This is a genomic window from Paenibacillus barcinonensis, assembly GCF_003217495.1.
GTDB lineage: Bacteria > Bacillota > Bacilli > Paenibacillales > Paenibacillaceae > Paenibacillus > Paenibacillus barcinonensis.
Map to the genome: position 1 here is coordinate 1 of NZ_QJSW01000024.1, position 20253 is coordinate 20253.

General features: G+C 49.3%; 16 protein-coding genes and 1 pseudogene. 8 read left to right on the forward strand and 9 right to left on the reverse strand.

The annotated features are described in order from the left end of the window. Window positions 1-278 precede the first annotated feature (278 nt). The 4 genes from DFQ00_RS24040 to DFQ00_RS24055 all read right to left on the reverse strand — a co-directional run bounded on the left by DFQ00_RS24040 (window position 279) and on the right by DFQ00_RS24055 (window position 6037). Window positions 279-1931 carry a methyl-accepting chemotaxis protein gene (locus DFQ00_RS24040; RefSeq protein ID WP_110899010.1) on the reverse strand — a complete coding sequence of 551 codons (1653 nt, stop codon included), beginning with the start codon at window positions 1929-1931 and terminating at the stop codon, window positions 279-281. 24 nt (window positions 1932-1955) lie between these two features. Continuing rightward, window positions 1956-2963 (reverse strand): BMP family lipoprotein, encoded by a 1008-nt coding sequence (locus tag DFQ00_RS24045; RefSeq protein WP_110899011.1) that lies wholly within the window; start codon window positions 2961-2963, stop codon window positions 1956-1958. Window positions 2964-3290: 327 nt separating this feature from the next. Next, on the reverse strand, window positions 3291-4901 hold the full coding sequence (locus tag DFQ00_RS24050; RefSeq protein ID WP_110899012.1) for a gamma-glutamyltransferase family protein: 1611 nt from the start codon (window positions 4899-4901) through the stop codon (window positions 3291-3293). 236 nt (window positions 4902-5137) lie between these two features. Next, window positions 5138-6037 carry an SDR family oxidoreductase gene (locus tag DFQ00_RS24055; RefSeq protein WP_110899013.1) on the reverse strand — a complete coding sequence of 300 codons (900 nt, stop codon included), beginning with the start codon at window positions 6035-6037 and terminating at the stop codon, window positions 5138-5140. 160 nt (window positions 6038-6197) lie between these two features. Here DFQ00_RS24055 and fosB point away from each other — a divergent pair, with 160 nt between their 5' ends. Then, the gene (fosB, locus tag DFQ00_RS24060; RefSeq protein ID WP_110899014.1) at window positions 6198-6620 is read left to right on the forward strand and encodes a metallothiol transferase FosB; all 423 of its coding nucleotides are present in this window, start codon (window positions 6198-6200) and stop codon (window positions 6618-6620) included. A 300-nt stretch (window positions 6621-6920) separates the two neighbouring features. After that, entirely contained in the window at window positions 6921-8732 is a 1812-nt protein-coding gene (locus DFQ00_RS24065; RefSeq protein WP_110899015.1) for a S9 family peptidase, read from the forward strand. A gap of 231 nt (window positions 8733-8963) precedes the next feature. On the opposite strand, the gene DFQ00_RS24070 is transcribed toward DFQ00_RS24065, so the two are convergent. From DFQ00_RS24070 to DFQ00_RS24085, 4 genes are all read right to left on the reverse strand, one after another. Beyond that, window positions 8964-9998, reverse strand: coding sequence for a phosphotransferase family protein (locus tag DFQ00_RS24070; RefSeq protein WP_110899016.1), 1035 nt, complete (start codon window positions 9996-9998; stop codon window positions 8964-8966). Window positions 9999-10018: 20 nt separating this feature from the next. Next, window positions 10019-11368, reverse strand: a complete 1350-nt coding sequence (locus DFQ00_RS24075) for an Imm51 family immunity protein (RefSeq protein ID WP_110899017.1) — start codon at window positions 11366-11368, stop codon at window positions 10019-10021. A 231-nt stretch (window positions 11369-11599) separates the two neighbouring features. After that, the gene (locus DFQ00_RS24080; RefSeq protein ID WP_110899018.1) at window positions 11600-12631 is read right to left on the reverse strand and encodes a ribonucleotide-diphosphate reductase subunit beta; all 1032 of its coding nucleotides are present in this window, start codon (window positions 12629-12631) and stop codon (window positions 11600-11602) included. Between the two features lie 126 nt (window positions 12632-12757). Beyond that, window positions 12758-15091, reverse strand: a complete 2334-nt coding sequence (locus tag DFQ00_RS24085; RefSeq protein ID WP_110899019.1) for a ribonucleoside-diphosphate reductase subunit alpha — start codon at window positions 15089-15091, stop codon at window positions 12758-12760. A gap of 774 nt (window positions 15092-15865) precedes the next feature. On the opposite strand from DFQ00_RS24085, the gene DFQ00_RS24090 reads away from it, so the two are divergent. The 4 genes and pseudogenes from DFQ00_RS24090 to DFQ00_RS24095 form a co-directional block, all read left to right on the forward strand. Next, window positions 15866-16192 (forward strand): MTH1187 family thiamine-binding protein, encoded by a 327-nt coding sequence (locus DFQ00_RS24090; protein ID WP_110899020.1) that lies wholly within the window; start codon window positions 15866-15868, stop codon window positions 16190-16192. A gap of 304 nt (window positions 16193-16496) precedes the next feature. Next, complete coding sequence (locus DFQ00_RS29650; RefSeq protein ID WP_208643819.1) at window positions 16497-16613, forward strand: YjcZ family sporulation protein; 117 nt, start codon at window positions 16497-16499, stop codon at window positions 16611-16613. A gap of 43 nt (window positions 16614-16656) precedes the next feature. Continuing rightward, on the forward strand, window positions 16657-16767 hold the full coding sequence (locus DFQ00_RS29655; RefSeq protein WP_208643820.1) for a YjcZ family sporulation protein: 111 nt from the start codon (window positions 16657-16659) through the stop codon (window positions 16765-16767). 426 nt (window positions 16768-17193) lie between these two features. Beyond that, a pseudogene (locus DFQ00_RS24095) lies at window positions 17194-17283 on the forward strand (sporulation protein YjcZ); the annotation flags it as partial. 863 nt (window positions 17284-18146) lie between these two features. Here the strand turns inward: DFQ00_RS24095 and DFQ00_RS29660 are convergent. Then, window positions 18147-18290, reverse strand: coding sequence for a hypothetical protein (locus DFQ00_RS29660; RefSeq protein WP_208643821.1), 144 nt, complete (start codon window positions 18288-18290; stop codon window positions 18147-18149). Between the two features lie 132 nt (window positions 18291-18422). On the opposite strand from DFQ00_RS29660, the gene DFQ00_RS24100 reads away from it, so the two are divergent. Both DFQ00_RS24100 and DFQ00_RS24105 read left to right on the forward strand, forming a co-directional pair. Beyond that, the gene (locus DFQ00_RS24100; protein ID WP_110899021.1) at window positions 18423-19019 is read left to right on the forward strand and encodes an RNA polymerase sigma factor; all 597 of its coding nucleotides are present in this window, start codon (window positions 18423-18425) and stop codon (window positions 19017-19019) included. Further along, on the forward strand, window positions 19016-20008 hold the full coding sequence (locus DFQ00_RS24105) for an anti-sigma factor (protein ID WP_110899022.1): 993 nt from the start codon (window positions 19016-19018) through the stop codon (window positions 20006-20008). Before DFQ00_RS24100 ends, DFQ00_RS24105 begins: the two co-directional genes overlap by 4 nt. Window positions 20009-20253: the final 245 nt, after the last annotated feature.

Consider the following 20253-nt stretch of genomic DNA (forward strand, 5'->3'; position numbering starts at 1 on the left):
CGAATTTTTTTCTTTAGACACATCTAAACCGATGAATTTTGTGGTAGACTGCATAGTGATAGCTCTCCTTTGCTGTGTAGCTCTGAAATGGTGGTATTGACACTTTCCATTTTAACCTACGATGCTCAGCATATGTGGGGGCTATCCTTGTTTACGTTCATCATAGCTAGAATAAATTTTCGCTCACCTTTCACCTTTCATCTTACATAGTCCTCATAATCCAGCTGCAGTTTCATTGATTACTTTTACTATAGGTAAACACAACTCGTGGACTCCACTTACAGACGGAAACGCTGGAGTTCCTGATGCATCTCGGCACTGATATCACGAAGTGACTTGACCTTGAGACTCGCTTCGGAGAAAGAGCGTTGTTGCTCCGCGGTGGAAGCGGTGATTTCTTCACTGCTGGCTGCGGATTGCTCGGTGATCGCACTGATGTTTTCAATGGCTTGCTGCACCTGCGAACTAAGTTTGCTCGATTGTGTCATGTCCTCAGCGAGCTGCTGAATGCCTTCGCTGATGCGCTCCACACTCCCGCGGATCGCCGAGAAGGATTGCTGTGTCTGTTCAGTCGCTTGCTCCTGTTCGACAAAGAGCTGTGTGCTTTGCACCACGGAATTTTTTACTTTTTCCATCGAGGCTGTAATCTCGTTAACCGCGGCATAGATATGTTTGACTGCTTGAGCAGACTGCTCGGCCAGTTTGTTCACTTCTCCGGCCACAACAGCGAATCCGCGTCCGGCTTCCCCGGCACGTGCAGCTTCAATGGAAGCATTGAGGGAGAGAAGGGTGGTCTGCTTGGCAATTTCGGATACATATCCTGTCATCGTTGTAATACGAGCCGCACTTTCTTCCAGCTCCAGCACCGTCTGTTCCACTTCGGACATGGCGTGTCGGTTTACTTCAGCGAGTCGAAGCTGTTCTTCAATCGCCTTATTTCCCTCTTCCACCGTCGCTAATACATCACGCCCATCGGCAGCGGATTGGGCAGTGGCCTGCAGATTATTGTTGAAGGTAGACTGCATTTTGTCTACGACCATAACCGTTTCGCTGAGATCCTCCGCAATTTTTTGGCTGCCCACGGACAGCTCTTCCGTTGTACGCGACACCTGCTGTACGATGGCTTGTACTGTATCATTGCCGCGGTCAATATCCTGGGCCATCTGATCCACTCGTTGTCCCGCCGAGTCAATGGACAGGAGGATTCCGCGAATATTATTCGTCATTTGCCCAAAAGAACGGCTCAGATCATCCAGCTCATCTTTCCCCCGAGGTTCCGGCAGCGTATGTGTCAGGTCACCACTCGCGATATGCCCGGCAGCATCCTTAATCAGACGAATACGCTTGGATATCTGACGTGAAGTATACATATTAAACAGCATGACGGCGATGAACAAAAGGACAGCCCCGCCAAGTGCAATCTGCCATGTCTGCTGGATGCTACTCTCCAGATCGAACGTATATTGTGTGTAGCGCTCCCGCGTTATTTCATTCAGTGAGTAGATATCATTCTGTATGCCCCGGACCCGGGCGCTGTAACGTTTGGCTTCTGCGCTGTCCATCTTGCTCATTGCCTCGGTTGCCCCCTGAACCAGCGCTTGCAGCTTCGTTTGAACGGTCTGAATGAGCTGTAGCTCCTGATCTGTTTCCAGCAATCCATCTGAGAGCTCCTTAACCATGGCCTCGCCTTCTTTTAGCAGCAGCAGCACCGCTTCCTGATTGCCTGCTGTCATGGAGAAGGAGTAGACATCCAGCGCCTGCTGGGTTTGAATCTGATTGGAGTTCAGCTCATTCACTTTAAGCATGGCAGGTACCAGGTTTTGATTTTTCGCATTCATGTTAAGCAATTCCATAATAATATAAGCAACCAGCGCAAGGCATAGAAGCAGTGAGATCAGAGCGTTAATAATTAATTTTCCCTGTAATTTCATATGCGTCCCTCCTCGGATCGTGGGTTATGGATTCACTGTAATTTTGATTTGCCCGGAAGAAATTTTGGCTTTCAGCTCATCGAAGGTTCGTTGTTGTTCATCACTCAGTTGCATGTTATGCAGTGCAGTCAAACCAACGGCATTCTCGGCTAGTCCTTCTACAATTTCCTTTTTCGGGAAGGTGTGTTTGTTCTCGATAAAGGATTTCACAGCGTTATAGATGGAGACATCAATATTTTTTAACATCGACGTAAGAACTGCTTTTTCCGCCAAAAAGAATTGATCCGTATCTACGCCAATCGCGTATTTGCCTAATGCCTGAATCTCTGTCAATGCGCCGACACCGGTAAGACCCGCGGCTACATAGATCACGTCGGCACCTTTCTTCTGAATCATTTGCTCGGCAAGCTGCTTGCCCAGATCGGCATTTCCGAAATCACCGGCATACACAATGTCTACAGCAGCTTCTGGATTAACAGCGAGCACACCCTGTTTGAAGCCTTGTTCAAAATTGTTGAGCACGGGAATATCCATTCCGCCCAAGAAACCGACATGTCTCTCCTTGGAGGCCATACCTGCGATTACACCTGCGAGATAGCTGCCCTCCTCCGCACGAAATGAAATGGAAGCAATGTTGGGCAAGGCAGACTGACTGTCAATTAACAGAAACTGCTGGTCGGGGTATTTGGCGGCGACCTTCTCCATATCTGCCTTGACCGTATCACTTAGCCCAATAATGAGATCGAATTTTTCCTTGGAAAATTCCTCGAATGAAGCTTCCGCAGTCAGATCCTTAGTTGGTTCGCGATAGTCAAAAACAATGCTTTTCTCGTCTCTGGCCTTAACCAGCCCGTTAAAAGCAGCATCATTGAATGAACGGTCTCCCAGACCGACCTCTGTAAGGACAATTCCGACCCGGGTTTTTACATCAGTGGCTGTTGGTTTAGAGCCGGTTGAACAAGCCCCCAACATGAGCAGCATCAGGGCCATAAGCATGGTGAGTCCCATGCGGATGTACATATTTGTTTTCATTGAGATGACCTCATTTCTGTATGCTTATATGTATCAATCTGGAAATGAACTGGAGGATGGATGAACCCTAATCATCTATGCAACGAGTTTTCCCTTTATCTATATCGGTGAAGAACGTCGTTTTTTTATGATCTATGATGAAAATTTACAGAAATACAAATCTATTTCATGAATTAAACACAGGTTTTACAAATGTGTTGTTAAATCATTCTTATATGAACTTATTTGCTGTATGAATTCTATACGGTAATGCCTCACTCCTAATAAAGAAGCCCAAACACTGTATTGTTCGAAAGTGTTTAGGCTTCTTTTTTTAAACCTTTTGAGCTACCACGCCGCAATCGAGCCGTCCGTTCGACTTTCCGTACCTCCGCATAACACACCTGTATCCGGGTTGCGCCAAATGATCTGCCCACGTCCAAATTGGGATGAATCAAGCTCGGTTCGGATATCATGCCCTTTGCGGGCCAGTGCTTGCGCAATGTGAAGAGGGAAGCCTTGCTCCACCAGAATCGTTTTGTCCTTAATCCACTGCCAACGCGGTGAATCAAGTGCAGCCTGTGGATTCAGGTGATGATCAATCGTGTTCATAACGACTTGCACGTGACCCTGTGGTTGCATAAATCCACCCATGACCCCGAATGGTCCAACAGCCTCACCGCCTTGTGTGAGGAAGCCGGGGATAATCGTGTGGTAGGTGCGTTTACCCGGCTCCAGTGCGTTGGCATGCTTCGGGTCGAGCGAGAAGTTATGTCCGCGGTTCTGAAGTGCAATGCCTGTACCAGGTACTACAAGCCCTGAACCAAAGCCCATATAGTTACTCTGGATAAAAGAAATCATGTTGCCTTCGCCATCCGCGGCAGCCAGATACACCGTTCCGCTTCCGCGTGGATCACCCGCTTCGGGTGCCTGTGCTGTGTCGCCAATAAGTTTGCGCCGTTCTGCGGCGTATGCTTCGGACAACAGTTCTTCCACAGATACGCCCATTTTGCGTGCTTCCGTAATATATTTTTCCCCATCGGCAAAAGCCAGCTTCATCGCTTCCAGCTGCCGGTGATAACCGAGGACGGATTCCTTTTCGGCAAAGTCGAATCCCTTCAGCAGATTGAGTGCAGAGAGGGCAATGAGCCCTTGTCCGTTCGGCGGAATCTCCCATACATCATAACCGCGATAGGATACAGAGATCGGATCAACCCATTCCGGCTGATAAGCCTTCAGATCGTCACGAGTCAGGTAACCGCCGTGCTCAGCCATAAAAGCATGAATGCGTTCCGCCAGTTCTCCCTCGTAAAAGTCTCGCGCTTTGCTCTCGCCAATCTGGCGCAACGTAGCCGCATGGCCCGGCGAGCGCCACAGCTCCCCCGCAGCGGGCACGCGCCCGCCAGGGGCAAACGTCTCAAACCATGCACGCCCTGCTTCCGCATCACCCTGGCGTGCATAGATCTCGGCTGCCCGTGCCCAGTGGCGGGCCAGCCCTGGCGCAAGCGGATAACCTTCCTCCGCATAGCTTATGGCCGGTTCCAGCGCTTGCGCCAGCGTGAGCCGTCCGAAACGACGGCTCAGCTCCGCCCACCCCGCCGGTGCACCAGGCACCGTCACCGGCACAACCCCGAGCTTCGGCATCTCCGTATAGCCGGCCGCCTGCAGCGCCTCAATCGAAATACTTTGAGGCGCAGGTCCACTGGCATTCAGGCCATGCAGCTTGCCCTCCGTCCAGACGAGGGCAAAGGCATCGCCACCAATGCCATTGGACGTGGGCTCCAGCACGGTGAGTGCTGCCGCTGTGGCGATGGCGGCATCAATCGCATTGCCGCCTTGCTTCAATATATCCAGCCCGGCTTGTGCCGCCAGCGGCTGCGACGTGGCAACCATGCCCTGTTTCGCATATACCGGCACACGGTACGAGGAATAAGGTTGGTAGAGGGGATCAAAGTTCATTCGTCAATCAGCTCCTTGTCGCGAGATGTCAGATTCCGTTATTTAACCGGAGTGTAGCTTCTAACCCTTTTCGCAACGGAATAACCATTCTCCTGCCAAACCATGCAAATCAAACCTCACACCAAGGGTTAGGCTGTACTATGAAATCTATAATTCCGGCCTGGCTCATATCCTGTTATATCCATGCAAAATACGAGCAAAGTCGTCTAAATATACGCGTATTCATGCCGATATTTTTACGTAGTTACCATATCGCCGCCGTTGACATGAATACATTCACCCGTAACATACGAGGAATCACGCGATGCCAGATAGACGTAGGCTGCTGCCAGCTCATAAGGCTGGCCCGCTCGGCCCATCGGCGTATCTGTGCCAAATACCTGCACATCCTCAGCCGAGAAGCTGGATGGAATAAGTGGAGTCCAGATTGGACCCGGAGCCACAGCGTTTACCCGAATGCCCTTGTCCGCGAGTGATTGGGATAGCACACGCGTGAGCGAGACAACCGCTCCCTTGGTTGAGGAATAATCAATGAGTCGCACATCACCCTTGTAAGCCGTAATCGAGGCTGTGTTGATGATGGAAGCTCCTTTGCACAGGTGAGGGAGGGCGCTTTGAATCAGGAAAAAATACGAGAACACGTTGGTCTGAAACGTATGGTAGAGCTGCTCCTCCGAGATGTCGACAATGCTCTGCTGTACGTATTGCACCGCGTGGTTGTTGACCAGCACATCTATTTTTCCGAATGACGCCATTGTTCTGCGAATAACTCCTTCACAATTGGGCTTCAGCCGCAGATCGGTTTCAATCAACAGACAGCGCTGACCCAGCTCCTCGATCCGGTTGCGTGTCCATTCTGCGTCGGTTCGTTCATATAAATAAGCAATGACAACGTCTGCCCCTTCTTTGGCAAAAGCAATGGCTGCCGCCCGTCCGATGCCGCTGTCACCACCCGTAATAATCGCAACTTTGCCTTGAAGCTTGCAGCTGCCAATATAAGCCGGGTCCTCGCTGATTGGCTCGGGAACCATCAGCGTCTCCAGACCCGGCTGTTGATCCTGATGCTGGGGCGGGAAAGCCAGCTTCTGCGGTTTACACACCGTTTTCTCACCGTAAAATGGATAGACCGGGTTCATCGTTTGCACAACCTCCTCGAACATTTCTTGATAAGCCTACCCTATGCATTCGCCCAGAGGAAGGTGCGGTGTGAACCGATCAGGATGCTTGTTTTCCACAGGAAGGATATACCATAATAAAGATGTGCCCTTTAAATTAAACGGAGGTGTCAGAAGCCATATGAACATTCAGGGAATCAATCATTTATGCTTTTCCGTATCCAATCTGGAGAAATCCATTACATTCTTTGAGCAGGCTCTCGGTGCCCGAATCCAGGTGAAAGGACGCAAGCTGGCTTATTTTGAACTGGCCGGCCTTTGGATTGCTTTGAATCAGGAGGATGTTCTTCGTAATTATACGGAACGCACCTATACCCATATCGCCTTTACGGTAAAAGAAGGAGAGTTTGACGCATCGGTGGAGCAGCTGCGAGCCGCAGGTGCCGATATTATTCCCGGAAGACCAAGAGAAGCGAAGGACGGGAAATCGGTTTATTTTACAGACCCGGACGGACATTTATTTGAACTACATACAGGCAGCTTGCAGCAACGGTTGGACTATTATCGCGAAGACAAACCGCATATGACCTTTTATTCGGAATAAGTTTCGTATCAACGCTTTGAACAGACGGTTGTCTACATGATGGCCGTCTGTTTGTGCTGGGTATGTAGAGGAAACGGTGAAGTTTAATTCTCGGAGGTTCTACTTTAATAGTAGTAATTTCAATGTTAAATGCCATGTGTCTATACATTTAACGGAAAACTCTCGTTCGTCGTTAGAAAAGAAAATGGAATTATACCTTACATATCTATTGTTAAAATGATGGAATAAACGATAAACTGGACAAATATAACCTTAATTTACCAATGTTAGAAGCATTGGTCCATTCCAAGGAGGTTTGTCATGATCCAGTTTCCGAAGCCTGATGTGGAGCAGTATTTTCAGACATATCGTATATCACACTTTGCCGTATCCGAAGATGAGAAGCGGTTGTATATGGACAGCAACCTGAACGGTCAACCGAATATCTGGGCGATGGAGTTGCCTGGAGGTTATCCGTATCCATTGACGTATTTGAACCAAAGCAGTCAATTTATTAAGGCCGATCCTCAGGGGCGTCATCTGCTTACCGCTTTTGATCGAGATGGGAATGAAAACTATCACCTCTATGCTTTGCCACCAGAGGGTGGGGTACCACTTCCTGTCGTACCGGCAGAGCCGAGTGACCGCTGTTATTATGCTCATTTATCCGAGGATGGCAAACGATTGTATTATAACACCAGTGCTGGCAATCCGAATTATATGAATGCACGCAGACGCAACCTGGAGACAGGGGAGGATGAGCTGCTATATCAGGGGCAAGAAGTCACCAGCAGTCTGATTGCGGTAAGTCCGAATGAAGAAGCTTATGTTATTTTGAAAATGTATTCGAATACCTACCAGACTGCCCATCTGCATCGAAACGGAAAGCAAATCTCCATCGTGCCAGTAACCGAGCGTCAGAGCCGAATTCCGTATGTGCTGTTTGCGGGCAATGACCGCCTGCTGCTGATCACCAATGACAATGCGGCGTATTCTTACGTGGCGGAGTATGTTATGGATACAGGGGAGTTCCGTGCGTTATGCCACATTGAAGGCGAGGATGTAGATGATATCCGCTGGTATGAGGCATCCGAAACGCTGTATATCTGGACACTGACAGGGCCGGAGCATCGCATGTATGTGCTGGAAAAGGGGGCTCATGAACCTCGCCCTATAGACATGCCTCTCGATACGATTGAACAGATGAACGTAACCAAAGCCGGTAACGTGTACATTCTTGGACGCGGTGCCGTGCAACCACATAATATCTACCGCCTTACCGCAGGCCGTGAGTCATGGGAGGCGTTGACCGCCAATCGGGTAACAGGTCTGAAGCCGGATGATCTCGTATATCCTGATGTGGTGCGTTACAACTCTTATGACGGGCTGGAGATTGAAGCACTGTTGTTCAAAGCCAAGCCGGATCAAGCGAATGGATATACCGTATTCTGGCCGCATGGCGGGCCACAGGCATCGGAGGGCAAGTTCTTTCGACCGATGTTTCAGCTGCTGCTGGCGCAGGGATATCATATCTTTGCACCTAACTTCCGGGGCAGCACCGGATATGGTGCCGAGTTCGTGAAGCTGGTTGAACGGGATTGGGGCGAAGGGCCGAGACTGGATTGTGTCGCAGGTATCCAGTGGCTGTTTGATCAAGGCATCAGCTCACCGGAGCGGCTGTTTGTCGTAGGCGGCAGTTATGGAGGATATATGACTCTGTTGCTCGCGGGTCGTCATTCCGAGTTGTTCCGGGCGGCGGTAGATATTTTTGGGCCGAGCAATCTGTTTACCTTTCTGGACTCTGTACCGGAGGACTGGAAGCCAATGATGGACAAATGGCTGGGTAATCCTGTGCGAGACCGCGAACGTCTGACGAAGGATTCACCAATTACGTATCTGGATCAGATGGTCAAGCCGATGCTGGTTATTCAAGGGGCTAACGATCCAAGGGTAGTCAAGGCCGAATCGGACCAGATCGTAGCTGCGCTGGAGGAAAAAGGCGTAGACGTAGAATATATCGTTTTGCATGATGAAGGCCACGGCTTCTCCAGAAAAACGAATGAAATACTGGTTTATCGCAAAATGGTGGAGTTTCTGCAGAAACATCAAGAGACTCCTGTTGCACAGGTATAAGCCAAATTCGGTCTGGATTTTTAACATGTTTGGGGCTGGAAGGGGTATGAAATGTACCGTGCATGATGTGTAACGACGCAGAATGAGCTATCACGTATACGATGTATCCACTTAAACAGCCAGTGATCCCAAGGATCACTGGCCGTTTGGTTTTCGCGTTTTTACATTATACTGCCAGATTCATTGTTGTGATAGCTTCATTTAGCAACCAAGCCGTTTTTTCCATAGTGCTTAATCCAGCAAAGAGAGCACCCTCTCGATGTACTGCTCAGCCCACGTTGCAAAAGGCAGATCGTCCTCCCAGGTCACCTGTCCGGTTGCTTTGGCCTCGCCCCACCACAGAATACGCTGATACAGCAAGTGCATGCGAAGTCGTGAACGAAAATATGCACACTTCTCTGGATTATCTGCACAGATCAGCTCCCGGTAGCGGCGTAGAAATCGGGCTGCCAGATCGGGCTGTCCCTCCCGCAAATATCTTGCGGTCATTTTGGTCAGATCGGCTGTCCCGTCTCCGAAATAAGCGGTTGTAAAATCAAATAATCCACTGAGCTTCCACCGTGATGCAGGCTGATCCCCTTTCTGGATCAGAAAGTTCTCGACCTTGAAATCGCCCATCACAAATTCATGAACTGCCGAAGCCAAAAAAGCGGATTCGGATCGCTTCAATTGCTCATCTACCCAGCGTATGTCAGCATCGGTGATAACAGCGTATTTCTCTGCATCATGCAGCCAGTGGCGAATACTGCCATACAGCCAGTCCACATACGAGCCGGCAAAAGGCATGATTTTGTCTGCAACAGGGTCGTATTCCCCGGCATCTGGAACTTTCCAATGGTGCAGATGGGTTAACGTTTCAGCGAGCAAATCGGCAATGTCTTCATGGTCTTGAGAAGTCAGAGTCGCTTGAAAATTCGGTTCATACAAGTGACACCCGGGCAGCTTGGGCATGATCGCGTAGCTCCAACCGAGTGGTTGTGCATCTTTCTGGATATGATAAGGCAAGGGTACAGGGATGGACGTGCGCACAGCCAGCTGCTCTACAAAAAACTGCTCCTCCAGGAACTGTCCATTGTATAATGGATTTCCTTTCAGAATGAACTCACCTTGCGTCGTTTCCACGAACAGCGTTTGGCCCATGACACCTTGGGCTGTCCGTTGATAGTGAACTAATGCTCCGAGATTGAAATGATCAAGAGCCTGTTGCAGATCCTGTTCGGTGATATGACCGAGACCATTGGCAGCAAAGTATATACGAGTAGTCATAGAAGGCTCCTTATCTCTTCTTAATCAAGCTCTGCTCTGGAAAACAGATCCATAATAAGATCGTGCTGCTCACACGCCTGCTTGAATCCAAGAATAAAGGTAATAAGTGCTTCTTTATCATTTGTATACACACAGAACATGTCGGCTTCGGGATCGAAACGAATAACTGAAGTCAGATGCGGCATCTTTTCTTCAAGAAACACAGCTGCAAGGGAGGCCCAGTCATACCCGCCGCCTTCGAACCCTTCATCTGCGCGTGTATCAAAGACATCCTGTAGATAGGAGCCTGCATTTAATATGACGGAATAGGAGCCGCTGCCTCCATCAATGAACTTAAAAGGGGCAATGGCTTCTTTGGAGAACGCTGTCGTGCTCTGGTTTTCTGCGAATACAGCGGTAATTGCCTGTTCTTCGTCCATAAACTCATAATCCTCTTCATCTAGTAAACCCCGAATAAAAACTTCGAAGTTCGGCGCCAGATAAGTAATTTCATAATCACTCTCCTGATCCACATGAACGACACAAGGCTCACCCTGAGGTCCACAGAAGCGATAGTCCAGCATAACGACATCATGACCAGCCGATGGGCAGTCACAGATGACAACCCCAAGATCAGGGTATCCCCAATCTTCGATCATAAAGCGACTGCCGAACTCTCCACCAAGGGAATACATCTTATCGCGTCCGATCCCCAAGATGCTTGTTATGGCGATATGATCTTCTGCCCAGCTTGTGCTCTCTTGGGTCGGGAACATGGTGCGTGTGGGTACACCACCATTTTGTGTGTTCATCAGCTGAATATAAGAAGCGGGGAGTATATAGCCGAGTTCCTGTTCAATGGACTGTTGTAATTCTGCGTCAAAAGGTGCAGACACATGGTTGTCTCGAGCATAATCGCTTTGCTGCCAGAACGTTGCAGGATCGTAAGTTCCTGAAGCGGCCTGGAGCTGATTTAGTGTTCCATTTTGTTCCCATTCTGTCTGCTCCGTTTGCCAGCGAAGGCGATCGCGATCCATTTTAGCTGCTTTGGGGCGAATCCAGTCCAGAAATTCCAAGGTGGATTCATCGTGGGGGTCGAGTCGATCAGCTTCTTCAAAAGCAGCCTGAGCCAGTTTATATTCAGCAATATGATAGTAGGCGTATCCTAACCTGTACTGCCATAAAGGGTCTGCTTGACCTTGATCCTTGATATCGTATAACAGCCGGATCGCCTTGCGATAGTTTTGCACATTGTTATAGGCTCTCGCCAGTTGACCGATCGTTTCATAATCCTGCTCCGATTCGGGTAACTTTTCAAGACGCTGAACGATGAGAGCATAGTTTTCTTCTGCATGCCAGGTGTTGATCTGTTCTAGCAATTCCTTGTCCATAAGTAGACCTCATTTCATATAGAAAAAATATGAAGCTCTGTCCACTATTTTACAAGGTTTAGATACAAAAAAACACTCTCCCTGCTGGCAGCGTGAATCTTTCCAACATGGAGAGTGTTTAAAGGTAGACAGTAGTTTTCAAGATCGGCAGGGTACTCATGCAGAGTCTGTACAGATGCGAAGAGCAACCTGCACTAAGCTTGCAATAAGAGGCTGTAGGTTACAAGGTTCTTACAGATCGTCAAATCCGTTATCGTCGCCCACTTTACCGTAGTTACGGGATTTGGCCTCGAAGAAGTCGGTTTTCGTTGCGTTCAGCGCTTCGTCGGAGAAGGGTTTGATCCAAGGCATGCAGTTCACATCAACGCCTTCATACGCTTTTTCCATACCCATCAGACGCAAGCGTTTGTTCGCTGTGTATTTGATGTAATCCCCCAGCTCATTGAGGTCGATGCCGCGAACGTTGCTGAGTGTATAATGTGCCCAGTTTGTTTCAAGCTCAACGGCGCGGTCAATCGTTTTGTACACGTATTCCATGTTCTCTGGTGTGTTGAGTTCAGGGAAATCTACAAGCAGCTGCTTGAACACTTCAGCGAAGAAGTAGCAGTGCTGGTTCTCATCCCGCTGGATATACGAGATCATTTGGCTGGTTGCCATCATTTTCTGGTCACGAGCCAGGTTATAGAAGAATGCAAACGTACTATAGAAGAAGATGCCTTCCAGAATGAGATCGGCTACCATCGCTTGGAAGAACGTCTGTGGAGACGGATTGTCCCGGAAGCTTTGGTAGATATCTGCGATGAAACGGTTACGGTCCAGCAATACCGGATCATGCTTCCAGTATTCAAAAATCTCTTTCTGCTCCTGATCGGATACGATGGAAGATAGCACGTAGGAGTAGGATTGGTTATGAACAACTTCCTGCTGTCCGATAATTGCCGAGATCGCTTCAAGCGAAGAGTCTGTAAAGTAACGCTTCACGTCACCCACAAACATCGTCTGCATGGAATCCAGTACAGCCAGCAGGGAGATGTTGATTTTGAATGTACGCTTCTCTTCTTCGTCCAGCTGAGCGAACTGGGAAGCATCCTTGGACATTGGAATCTCATCGGCAATCCAGTGATTGAGCAGAAGCACTTTATACAATTTATACATATGAGGCATACGAATGTCGTTCCAGTTCAGGATACCCGAGCATTCACCTTCAATAATACGGGTCGATTGGTTAGGGGCTTCGGTGTTAAAAATTTTCTGTACTTGCATAATCCGTTCACTCCTTGTGGCATATATATAACATCATTCGATGCTGTGGTCAGGTTTTGGGCAAAAAAAGAACCAGGGCAACGCTATTTTGCATTCAAAACAGGATGCCCCGGTGGTCATCTTACATCAGCTTGCGCAGGAATCGCATTCCTCGATCGTTAACGCACGGCTTCGAACATAATACGTGGATTTCATACCGGCTCTCCAGGCGTGCAGATGCAGCTCCAGGAACTCCGTCGCTTTGATATCCGGACGAACATACAGGTTGAAGCTTTGACCCTGGTCAACGTGACGCTGACGGGCAGCCGCCATATTGATGGAGGCATGCTGATCGACCATGAATGCTGTCTTGTAGTACCAGATCGTTTTTTCGGATAGATCCGGTGCCGGGTTGGCAATTTTGTATGTTGTTTTTTCTTCATATGACAACAGCTCGTAAAGCGGGTCGATGCTTGCTGTTGAACCAGCGATGATGGATGTGGAACCGTTTGGTGCGATAGCAAACATCCAGGCGTTACGTACACCGTTTTGTTTAACCTGCGCTTGAAGTTCTTTCCACTGCTCTGTAGTTACGAATTCGCCTACGCGTTCACCTGTAGTGTACTCGCGTTGGTCAAAGTAATGACCACTTTCCCAGTCGGAGCCCTTGAACTTCGGATAATGTCCTTTTTCTTTGGACAGCTCCATGCTGGCCTGCACGAGCAGATAGTTAATTTTTTCGTACAAATTATCGTTATAAGTGACAGCTTCCTCAGACTCCCAGCGGATACCTTCAAGAGCAAGCAGGTGATGCAGTCCGAAGGTTCCCAGACCGACAGCGCGGTACTGACTGTTCGTGTATTGAGCTTGCAGCACTTCAATATTGTTGATGTCGATGACGTTGTCCAGCATGCGAACCTGAATTGGAATCAGGCGCTCCAGTACGTTATGAGGTACGGCGCGAGCCAGATGGATCGAATTCAGGTTGCAGACCACGAAGTCGCCAGGCACTTTGGAGATCACGATGCGCGTTTGTCCATCCTTGGTCACCAGCTCTTCTTTTTCCACGACAGTAGCGGATTGGTTCTGCATAATCTCGGTGCACAGATTGGACGAGTACACCATACCATGTGCACGGTTCGGATTCGCACGGTTAACGGTATCACGGTAGAACATGTACGGCGTGCCTGTTTCCAGCTGTGATTTCATGACACGTTTCATGATGTCAATCGCTTGTACCGTAATACGGGACAGCAGCGGGTGGTTCACGGCTTCCTCATATTTCTCGCGGAATGCACCTGCGCCGAAGGACTCATCGTAGAAATCCTCCAGACCCAGTGCGCGGCCGTTCTCGTCTTTCCAGCCCATGACTTTTTTGGTTTCGTGCGGACAGAACAGGCTCCATTCACCACGGCTTGCGACACGCTCCATGAACAGGTCAGGCAAGCAAACGCCGTGGAATACGTCATGCGCACGCATCCGCTCGTCACCGTTGTTCAGCTTCAGGTCGAGGAACGCCAGAATGTCTTTGTGGAAGACATCAAGGTATACCGCGATTGCGCCTTTACGCGTACCAAGCTGGTCTACGCTTACTGCCGTGTTGTTCAATTGGCGAATCCAAGGGATAACGCCTGAGCTAGTATTTTTGTGGCCGCGGATATCTGAACCACGCGCTCTGACCTTACCAAGATACACGCCGATACCGCCGCCCATCTTACTCAAACGGGCTACGTCTGTATTGGAATCAAAGATGCCCTCCAGAGAGTCGTCCACGGTGTCGATGAAGCAGCTGGATAGCTGTCCGGCTACCTTCTTACCTGCATTGGACATCGTAGGTGTAGCTGCCGTCATGTACATGTTGCTCATTGCCCAGTATGCTTCCTTTACCAGATCCATACGTTTCTCCGCAGGCTCCTGGTGCATCAGGTACATTGCAATGATCATGTAGCGCTCCTGTGGCAGCTCCATCACTTTTCCGTCAAAATCATTGGCGAGGTAACGTTCTGCCAGTGTGAGCAGTCCGATGTAATCGAAGAGCAGGTCATTGCGATAGTCAATGCACTCTGCAAGCTCGTCAATCTGTTCCTTGGTGTAACATTCCAGCAGTTCCTCGCGATAGATGCCTTTTTTGACAAGGTCAACAATCAGCGGATGGAATGCACCGTAAGGCTCGTCCGGGTAGGATTTGTATCTGCGGTTGGTTGCCGCTTTTTTGTATAGGGATGTGAGCAGGGATCTCGCTGCTGCAAATTTCCAGTTCGGCTCTTCTTTTGTTACCAGCTCCAGAGCGCTCATCATAAAAGCATTGCTGATCTCGTCTCCGGTAACTTCGTCACGACGAAGCTTGCTGGTTACTCCGCGTACCAGACGTTCCTTGTCGAGCATGTCCAGTCCCTCCAGGATACGATCGGCATACACCGAGATACGCATCTCGTCAAAAGCAAGCTGGCGATTGTTCGGCTTGGTCACAACTTGTGGCATGAAAATTCCTCACTTTCACATGATAAAAAAATAAATTGAACCATTCTTAAATTAAGAATAGGATGGTGTACTCTCAGTGGTGTACTCTCAAATGAAGTCAAAATAAGGTCTGCAATGCGGCTGTTTATGCGGTGACAGACTCATCCTAGAATCACGTTACAAAGGTGTATACACAGCACATGCCCATACAAAAAGCATTCTCCCTGCCTTCCGGCTGAAAATGCCCGTTCATGTTGCGGCTTCTTGAATGTCTTCGCCATACAGGTGTCGGACAGAACAAGGTGCAGTATGTAAGCTTTTGTCTGATCAAGTCGTGTCTGCTAAATAAAGGATACCGGGTGCAGTCCAAACAGCCCCGTTAACCTCCGTGTCAGTTCTGTTTCGAGAAAGCGATTTACACCTACTGGGGCGTACCTTTAGAGGTGATTTCATCCTGTTTTTCGCGAGATTCCAGAGGTTGACCCATAGAAGCGGGGTGAAGCGGCATTACTACATTTTGTTGCTGTTAGAATACTGTAACCCAACATATAGTGTTTGTAAACAGGGGTGAACCAGTAAAACGTAATTCCGAGTATACCATCTAAGCTGCGAATCCGCAAAGGAAAAGGATTGGAAGATTTGAAGTTTATGCGAAAAAAAATTTATCAAAAATGGAATGACGTCATCACGTCAGTTTGAATTTGCGTGCTTTTAGCTGGTAAAATAAATGGAGTCAAAACTCGACTAAAACTTGAGCGGCAACGGTTAATCGGGGCCCAGAGGAGGCAGAGCGAAGTGGCAATTGCAGAAGTAACCGTTATTCCGATTGGAACAGGAACCACCAGTCTGAGCAGCTATGTAGCGGATATGCAAAAAATATTGGAAAGGCAGCGCGGCATTACATATCAGCTGACTTCGATGAGCACCATTATTGAAGGCCCGCTGAACGAAGTGTTCACCGCCATCGCGGCTCTACATGAAGCTCCGTTTCTGTCAGGAGCCCAGCGTGTTTCCACATCCGTCAAAATTGATGACCGGCGTGACAAGCCCGATGCCTCCAGTGTGCAGAAGCTGCAATCTGTACAGGACAAGCTGACCTTATTGCATAACAGACCCAATTAATGTAAGGCAAGAAATGTGGAGTGGAAAATTTCAATGCATACGAATGGTTATGTAGAAGGTTGTATATAGAAGAAGCATGTAGATTGTTGTTGAAAAAAGACCGCATGTCCCGATTCAAGGGAGGTGCGGTCTTTTGGGGTTCGGCTATCAACCGGATTATCTGAAGTCGGAGATGTATTTCGATGATGATGGCGCAGGCTCTATTGAAGCAAGGCGACCCTACGCCTATTTTTATGATGAGCCCGGTCCACTGTGTGTCTCATGCATATAGTGAATTGTACCTCAAATCGAAGGAGGGGTTTACATGGGTGGAGTTGTAGGTGGAGTAGGTTACGGTGTTGGTGGTGCATGGACTTCGACTGGTGCAATTCTGGTTCTCTTTATCCTGCTGGTTATCATTTCTAAAGCATTCCTGGTTTAAAAAACCATTTGGATTCTAACGATGATGTAAAGGAGGGATAAACATGAGCGAAGTAAGAGGCGTAGGCTGTGGATACGGTGGCTGGACTTCCACTGGAGCGATTCTGGTGCTGTTCATTCTGCTGGTTATCATCACTAAATCCTTCTGGGTGTAACGACTTGGGCTCTGCCGGGTAACCGGCAGGGTTTGTTCTGGTTTGTGTGGACAAGCTGGATAGCGTACTAGAGGATAGAAATTGGGAATTTGGAAGGACCGGGATGGTGGCCAAACGCCTATTTTGGCCGGTTAAGGGCCATAGCCCGGTCCGCGCATAGGGCAAATACATAGCTTAGGGGTGTAGGCAAATGTTAAGGAGGAATGAACGATGAGCGAAGTTAAACCTAACTCACCGAACGGACAGGGGCATGTATACGGTCATAAGGGAGGGCATGAGCAGATGTATGGATATCAATACACAGGTCATGAGATGTATGGTTACGGATGCGGTACAATGCCGATGGGATATGGTTACGGTTATGGCTACCAGCCAAATCAGGCACCGATGATGCATGGATATCACCATGGATGTGCACCTGCCTATGGATACGGCGGAGGAGCCTGGAGCTCTATGGGAACTATTCTGGTGCTGTTCATTCTGCTCGTCATTATCTCCAAAACGATGTTTATCTAAGTCCTCTGTTGAGAGGCCGCAGCCCAGACGTGGACTGCACTATTGGGCCGATCGGAAAGCCCGGAGCGATCACGGATCGCGTATTGTGAATCGTACAGACCCGTTTGTATAGAATGATCATGAGAAGCTTGATTTCTTGTTTTTTAAGCTTTCCAAATGCATCTGGACATGGAAAAGCACCCGGAACCCAATTCCGGGTGCTTGATGTATGTTTTCAATCTTCTCAAGAATAAGTGATATCCAAAACAACAAAAGCCCTACCTCTCTTTTGTCCTTGCGGCTCCGATGACCGCGCCAGTGTGAATGGGAACATCTTGTAAACCCTATGTCTACCGGGTTATTGTGATTCAGGTTCTTCAATCTCCATAGGTTAGTTGAGCTTATTCGCTGCGGTCGCAGCATGAAGAAAATATTCCGGGGTTAAATAGAAGACGGAAAATCATATGAGGTTGCTTATACAACTTTTATATCATACCACAGTCTGTAATTTATTGCAATAAAAAGGAAGATGGCCCTTGGCAAGCATGGGATCAGGCTGTATTTTAGAAACTATGTTACATTAGGGCGTGTCTTGAAACCTACTAAAGTGCATCTTGTACCGCCTTTTTACCCCATGCTGCGTCACTTTCCCTTGACGTGCCCCGCACGCCTGCGGAAAACTTCCTGGCTCGGAACGAAAATTCAGCAAAATTGGCTTCCCGATCGCGGGTCCGCGATCGGATGGGGTCTCTTCTATACCGGCACAAGAAATTATTACGGGTGACGTGCTTGAATCCAATGAGCACTACACCGGATCGAAGACAGGCGGGATGCCTGGATTGTTACAGCATGAGAACTATGCTTTGCATCATCTCATGTTTGGTTTACAGCTGTATGGCGGCGATTACCCCGAACCCTTCAGCAATATTTTTATTTACAGGACGCCGTTGGTTATTTATTCGTGAAGCCATATGCGGATTGGATGGAGCAAACAACGGATGCAGGCCTGTTTTTCGTGCAATGTACATAGAGAAGGCTTGAAATGAAAAGCTGAAGAAAGATTTTCAAATTTTCGAAAAAAAATGTTCACAGGGGTAATCCTCTTCAAACGTTTCTGCGTAGGTTATAATATGAGGGAAGATACAGAAAGGGGCCCTCGAATGACTGAATCAATAGAGGACAGTAGGTTAATGCAGCAGATTGCAGAACGTGACGCTTCTGCGCTGGAGCTGTTATATGACCGATATGAACGGGCCGTTTATTCTTTTGCCTACCGTATTGTCGGTGATCCTATGACGGCAGAGGAAACTGTGCAGGAGCTTTTCCTGCGGATCTGGAATCATGCGGAGCGTTTTGATGCCTCACAGGGGAAGCTGACCACATGGATGTTTGCGATCACACGCAATATCGCGGTGGACATGCTGAGGCGAAGATCGAAAGGTGCAGCAGCCACTTCAGTCGAAAATGAGACATTGGCGGCATTTGCCGACGAGCATACAAACACAGAAGAAGAGGTTCAACGTAAATGGGAGGGTACGCGCATTAAAGAGGCGTTGTCTCAGCTGAACGGGGACCAGAAGCAAGTGATTGAATCCATATATTTTGCAGGCTTAACGCAACAGGAGGTATCCAGCCGATTCGGGATTCCGCTGGGTACGGTCAAAAGCCGTGTCAGGCTTGCCATGCGGCAGCTTCAAAAGCTGCTCGCTGATGCCGATTTGCATCCGGACGCGGGAAGGGAGGGCATACATCCATGATAGAACGACATGAGGAGTGGTCTGATCTGGCACCGATGTATGTGCTGGGGGGACTGAACGCAGAGGAAGTGGCGGCATTTGAAGCGCATATGTCAACTTGTGAAGCGTGTCGTCAGGAGGTAGAGGAATTGCAGGAAGTAACCGGCTTCCTGCCACTTGCGGCGGAACCTGTGGCACCGCCGCCAGGCATGCGAGCACGTGTGCTGGGCAACGTGCTCGGCCAGGCGCAGGAGAGCACCGGCGCGAAGCCGGCGGCTGCTCCTGCGCAGCAGCCCGAAGCACCCGCATCCGCGGTGCTTCGGGAAGACCTTGCGCCGCAGCAGAAGCATGCGGCGCAGCCCGGGCCTGGCCTGCCGCCGAAGGCGGTGCCAGCGGCCCGGGCCGAAGAGGCTGCCCAGGCACAGCTGGGGCAGCCACAAGCGCGCGCGCGTGCGCGCGGCGGCCGCGCCTGGCGCGCAGCCAGTGCGGGCCTCGCGGCAGCGGCGCTGGTGCTCGGCGTGTACGCGGCGCAGCTCCAGAGCCGCATTGACTCGCTGACGCAGCAGGCTGCAGGCTCGTCTGCCGCGCAGGAGCAGCTGGCTCAGGCGCAAGCGCAGAACGCTCAGCTGCAAGAGCAGCTTGCTTCGGCACTGGCGCCAGCGCAAGGCATGAAAATGGGCGAGGCTGTCAAGCTGAGCCCCGCCACGAAGAATATTGTCGCACAGGGACTTGCATCCATCGTGATCGACAGCAAGGGCACCCATCTGGTCGTGCAGGCTGAGAATCTGCCCGCACTGGAAGGCAATCAGGCATTTCAGGTATGGCTGATCAAAGGCGATACCCCTAAGAATGCCGGGACCTTCCTGAGCCATGACGGAACGGGAGCGGTCTATTACACGTTAGACTCCGCGAACGACTATGATACCGTAGCAATTACGCTTGAACCGGATGCGACAGGTGAACAGCCGCGAGGTACGATGATTCTGGCAGCTAAAATTAAAACGACATAAATTGTTCGGGTGTTATCAGGCAACGAATGATAACCCAAAGGCTGTCCCCTTCAAGGGACAGCCTTTTCGTATGTCATCAGCGCCGAACCCATCTGACCTCACGCCTAACATCGAGAAAAAAGACTATCCGGTCATTCGGGACAAGCTATGTGTGAATATGCAACATGGAGCCTATGACTTTATTAATTTTTTTGACCTGAGCAACCGATAAATATATTGGAGTGAGCCTCCTTTAATCTCCCGTT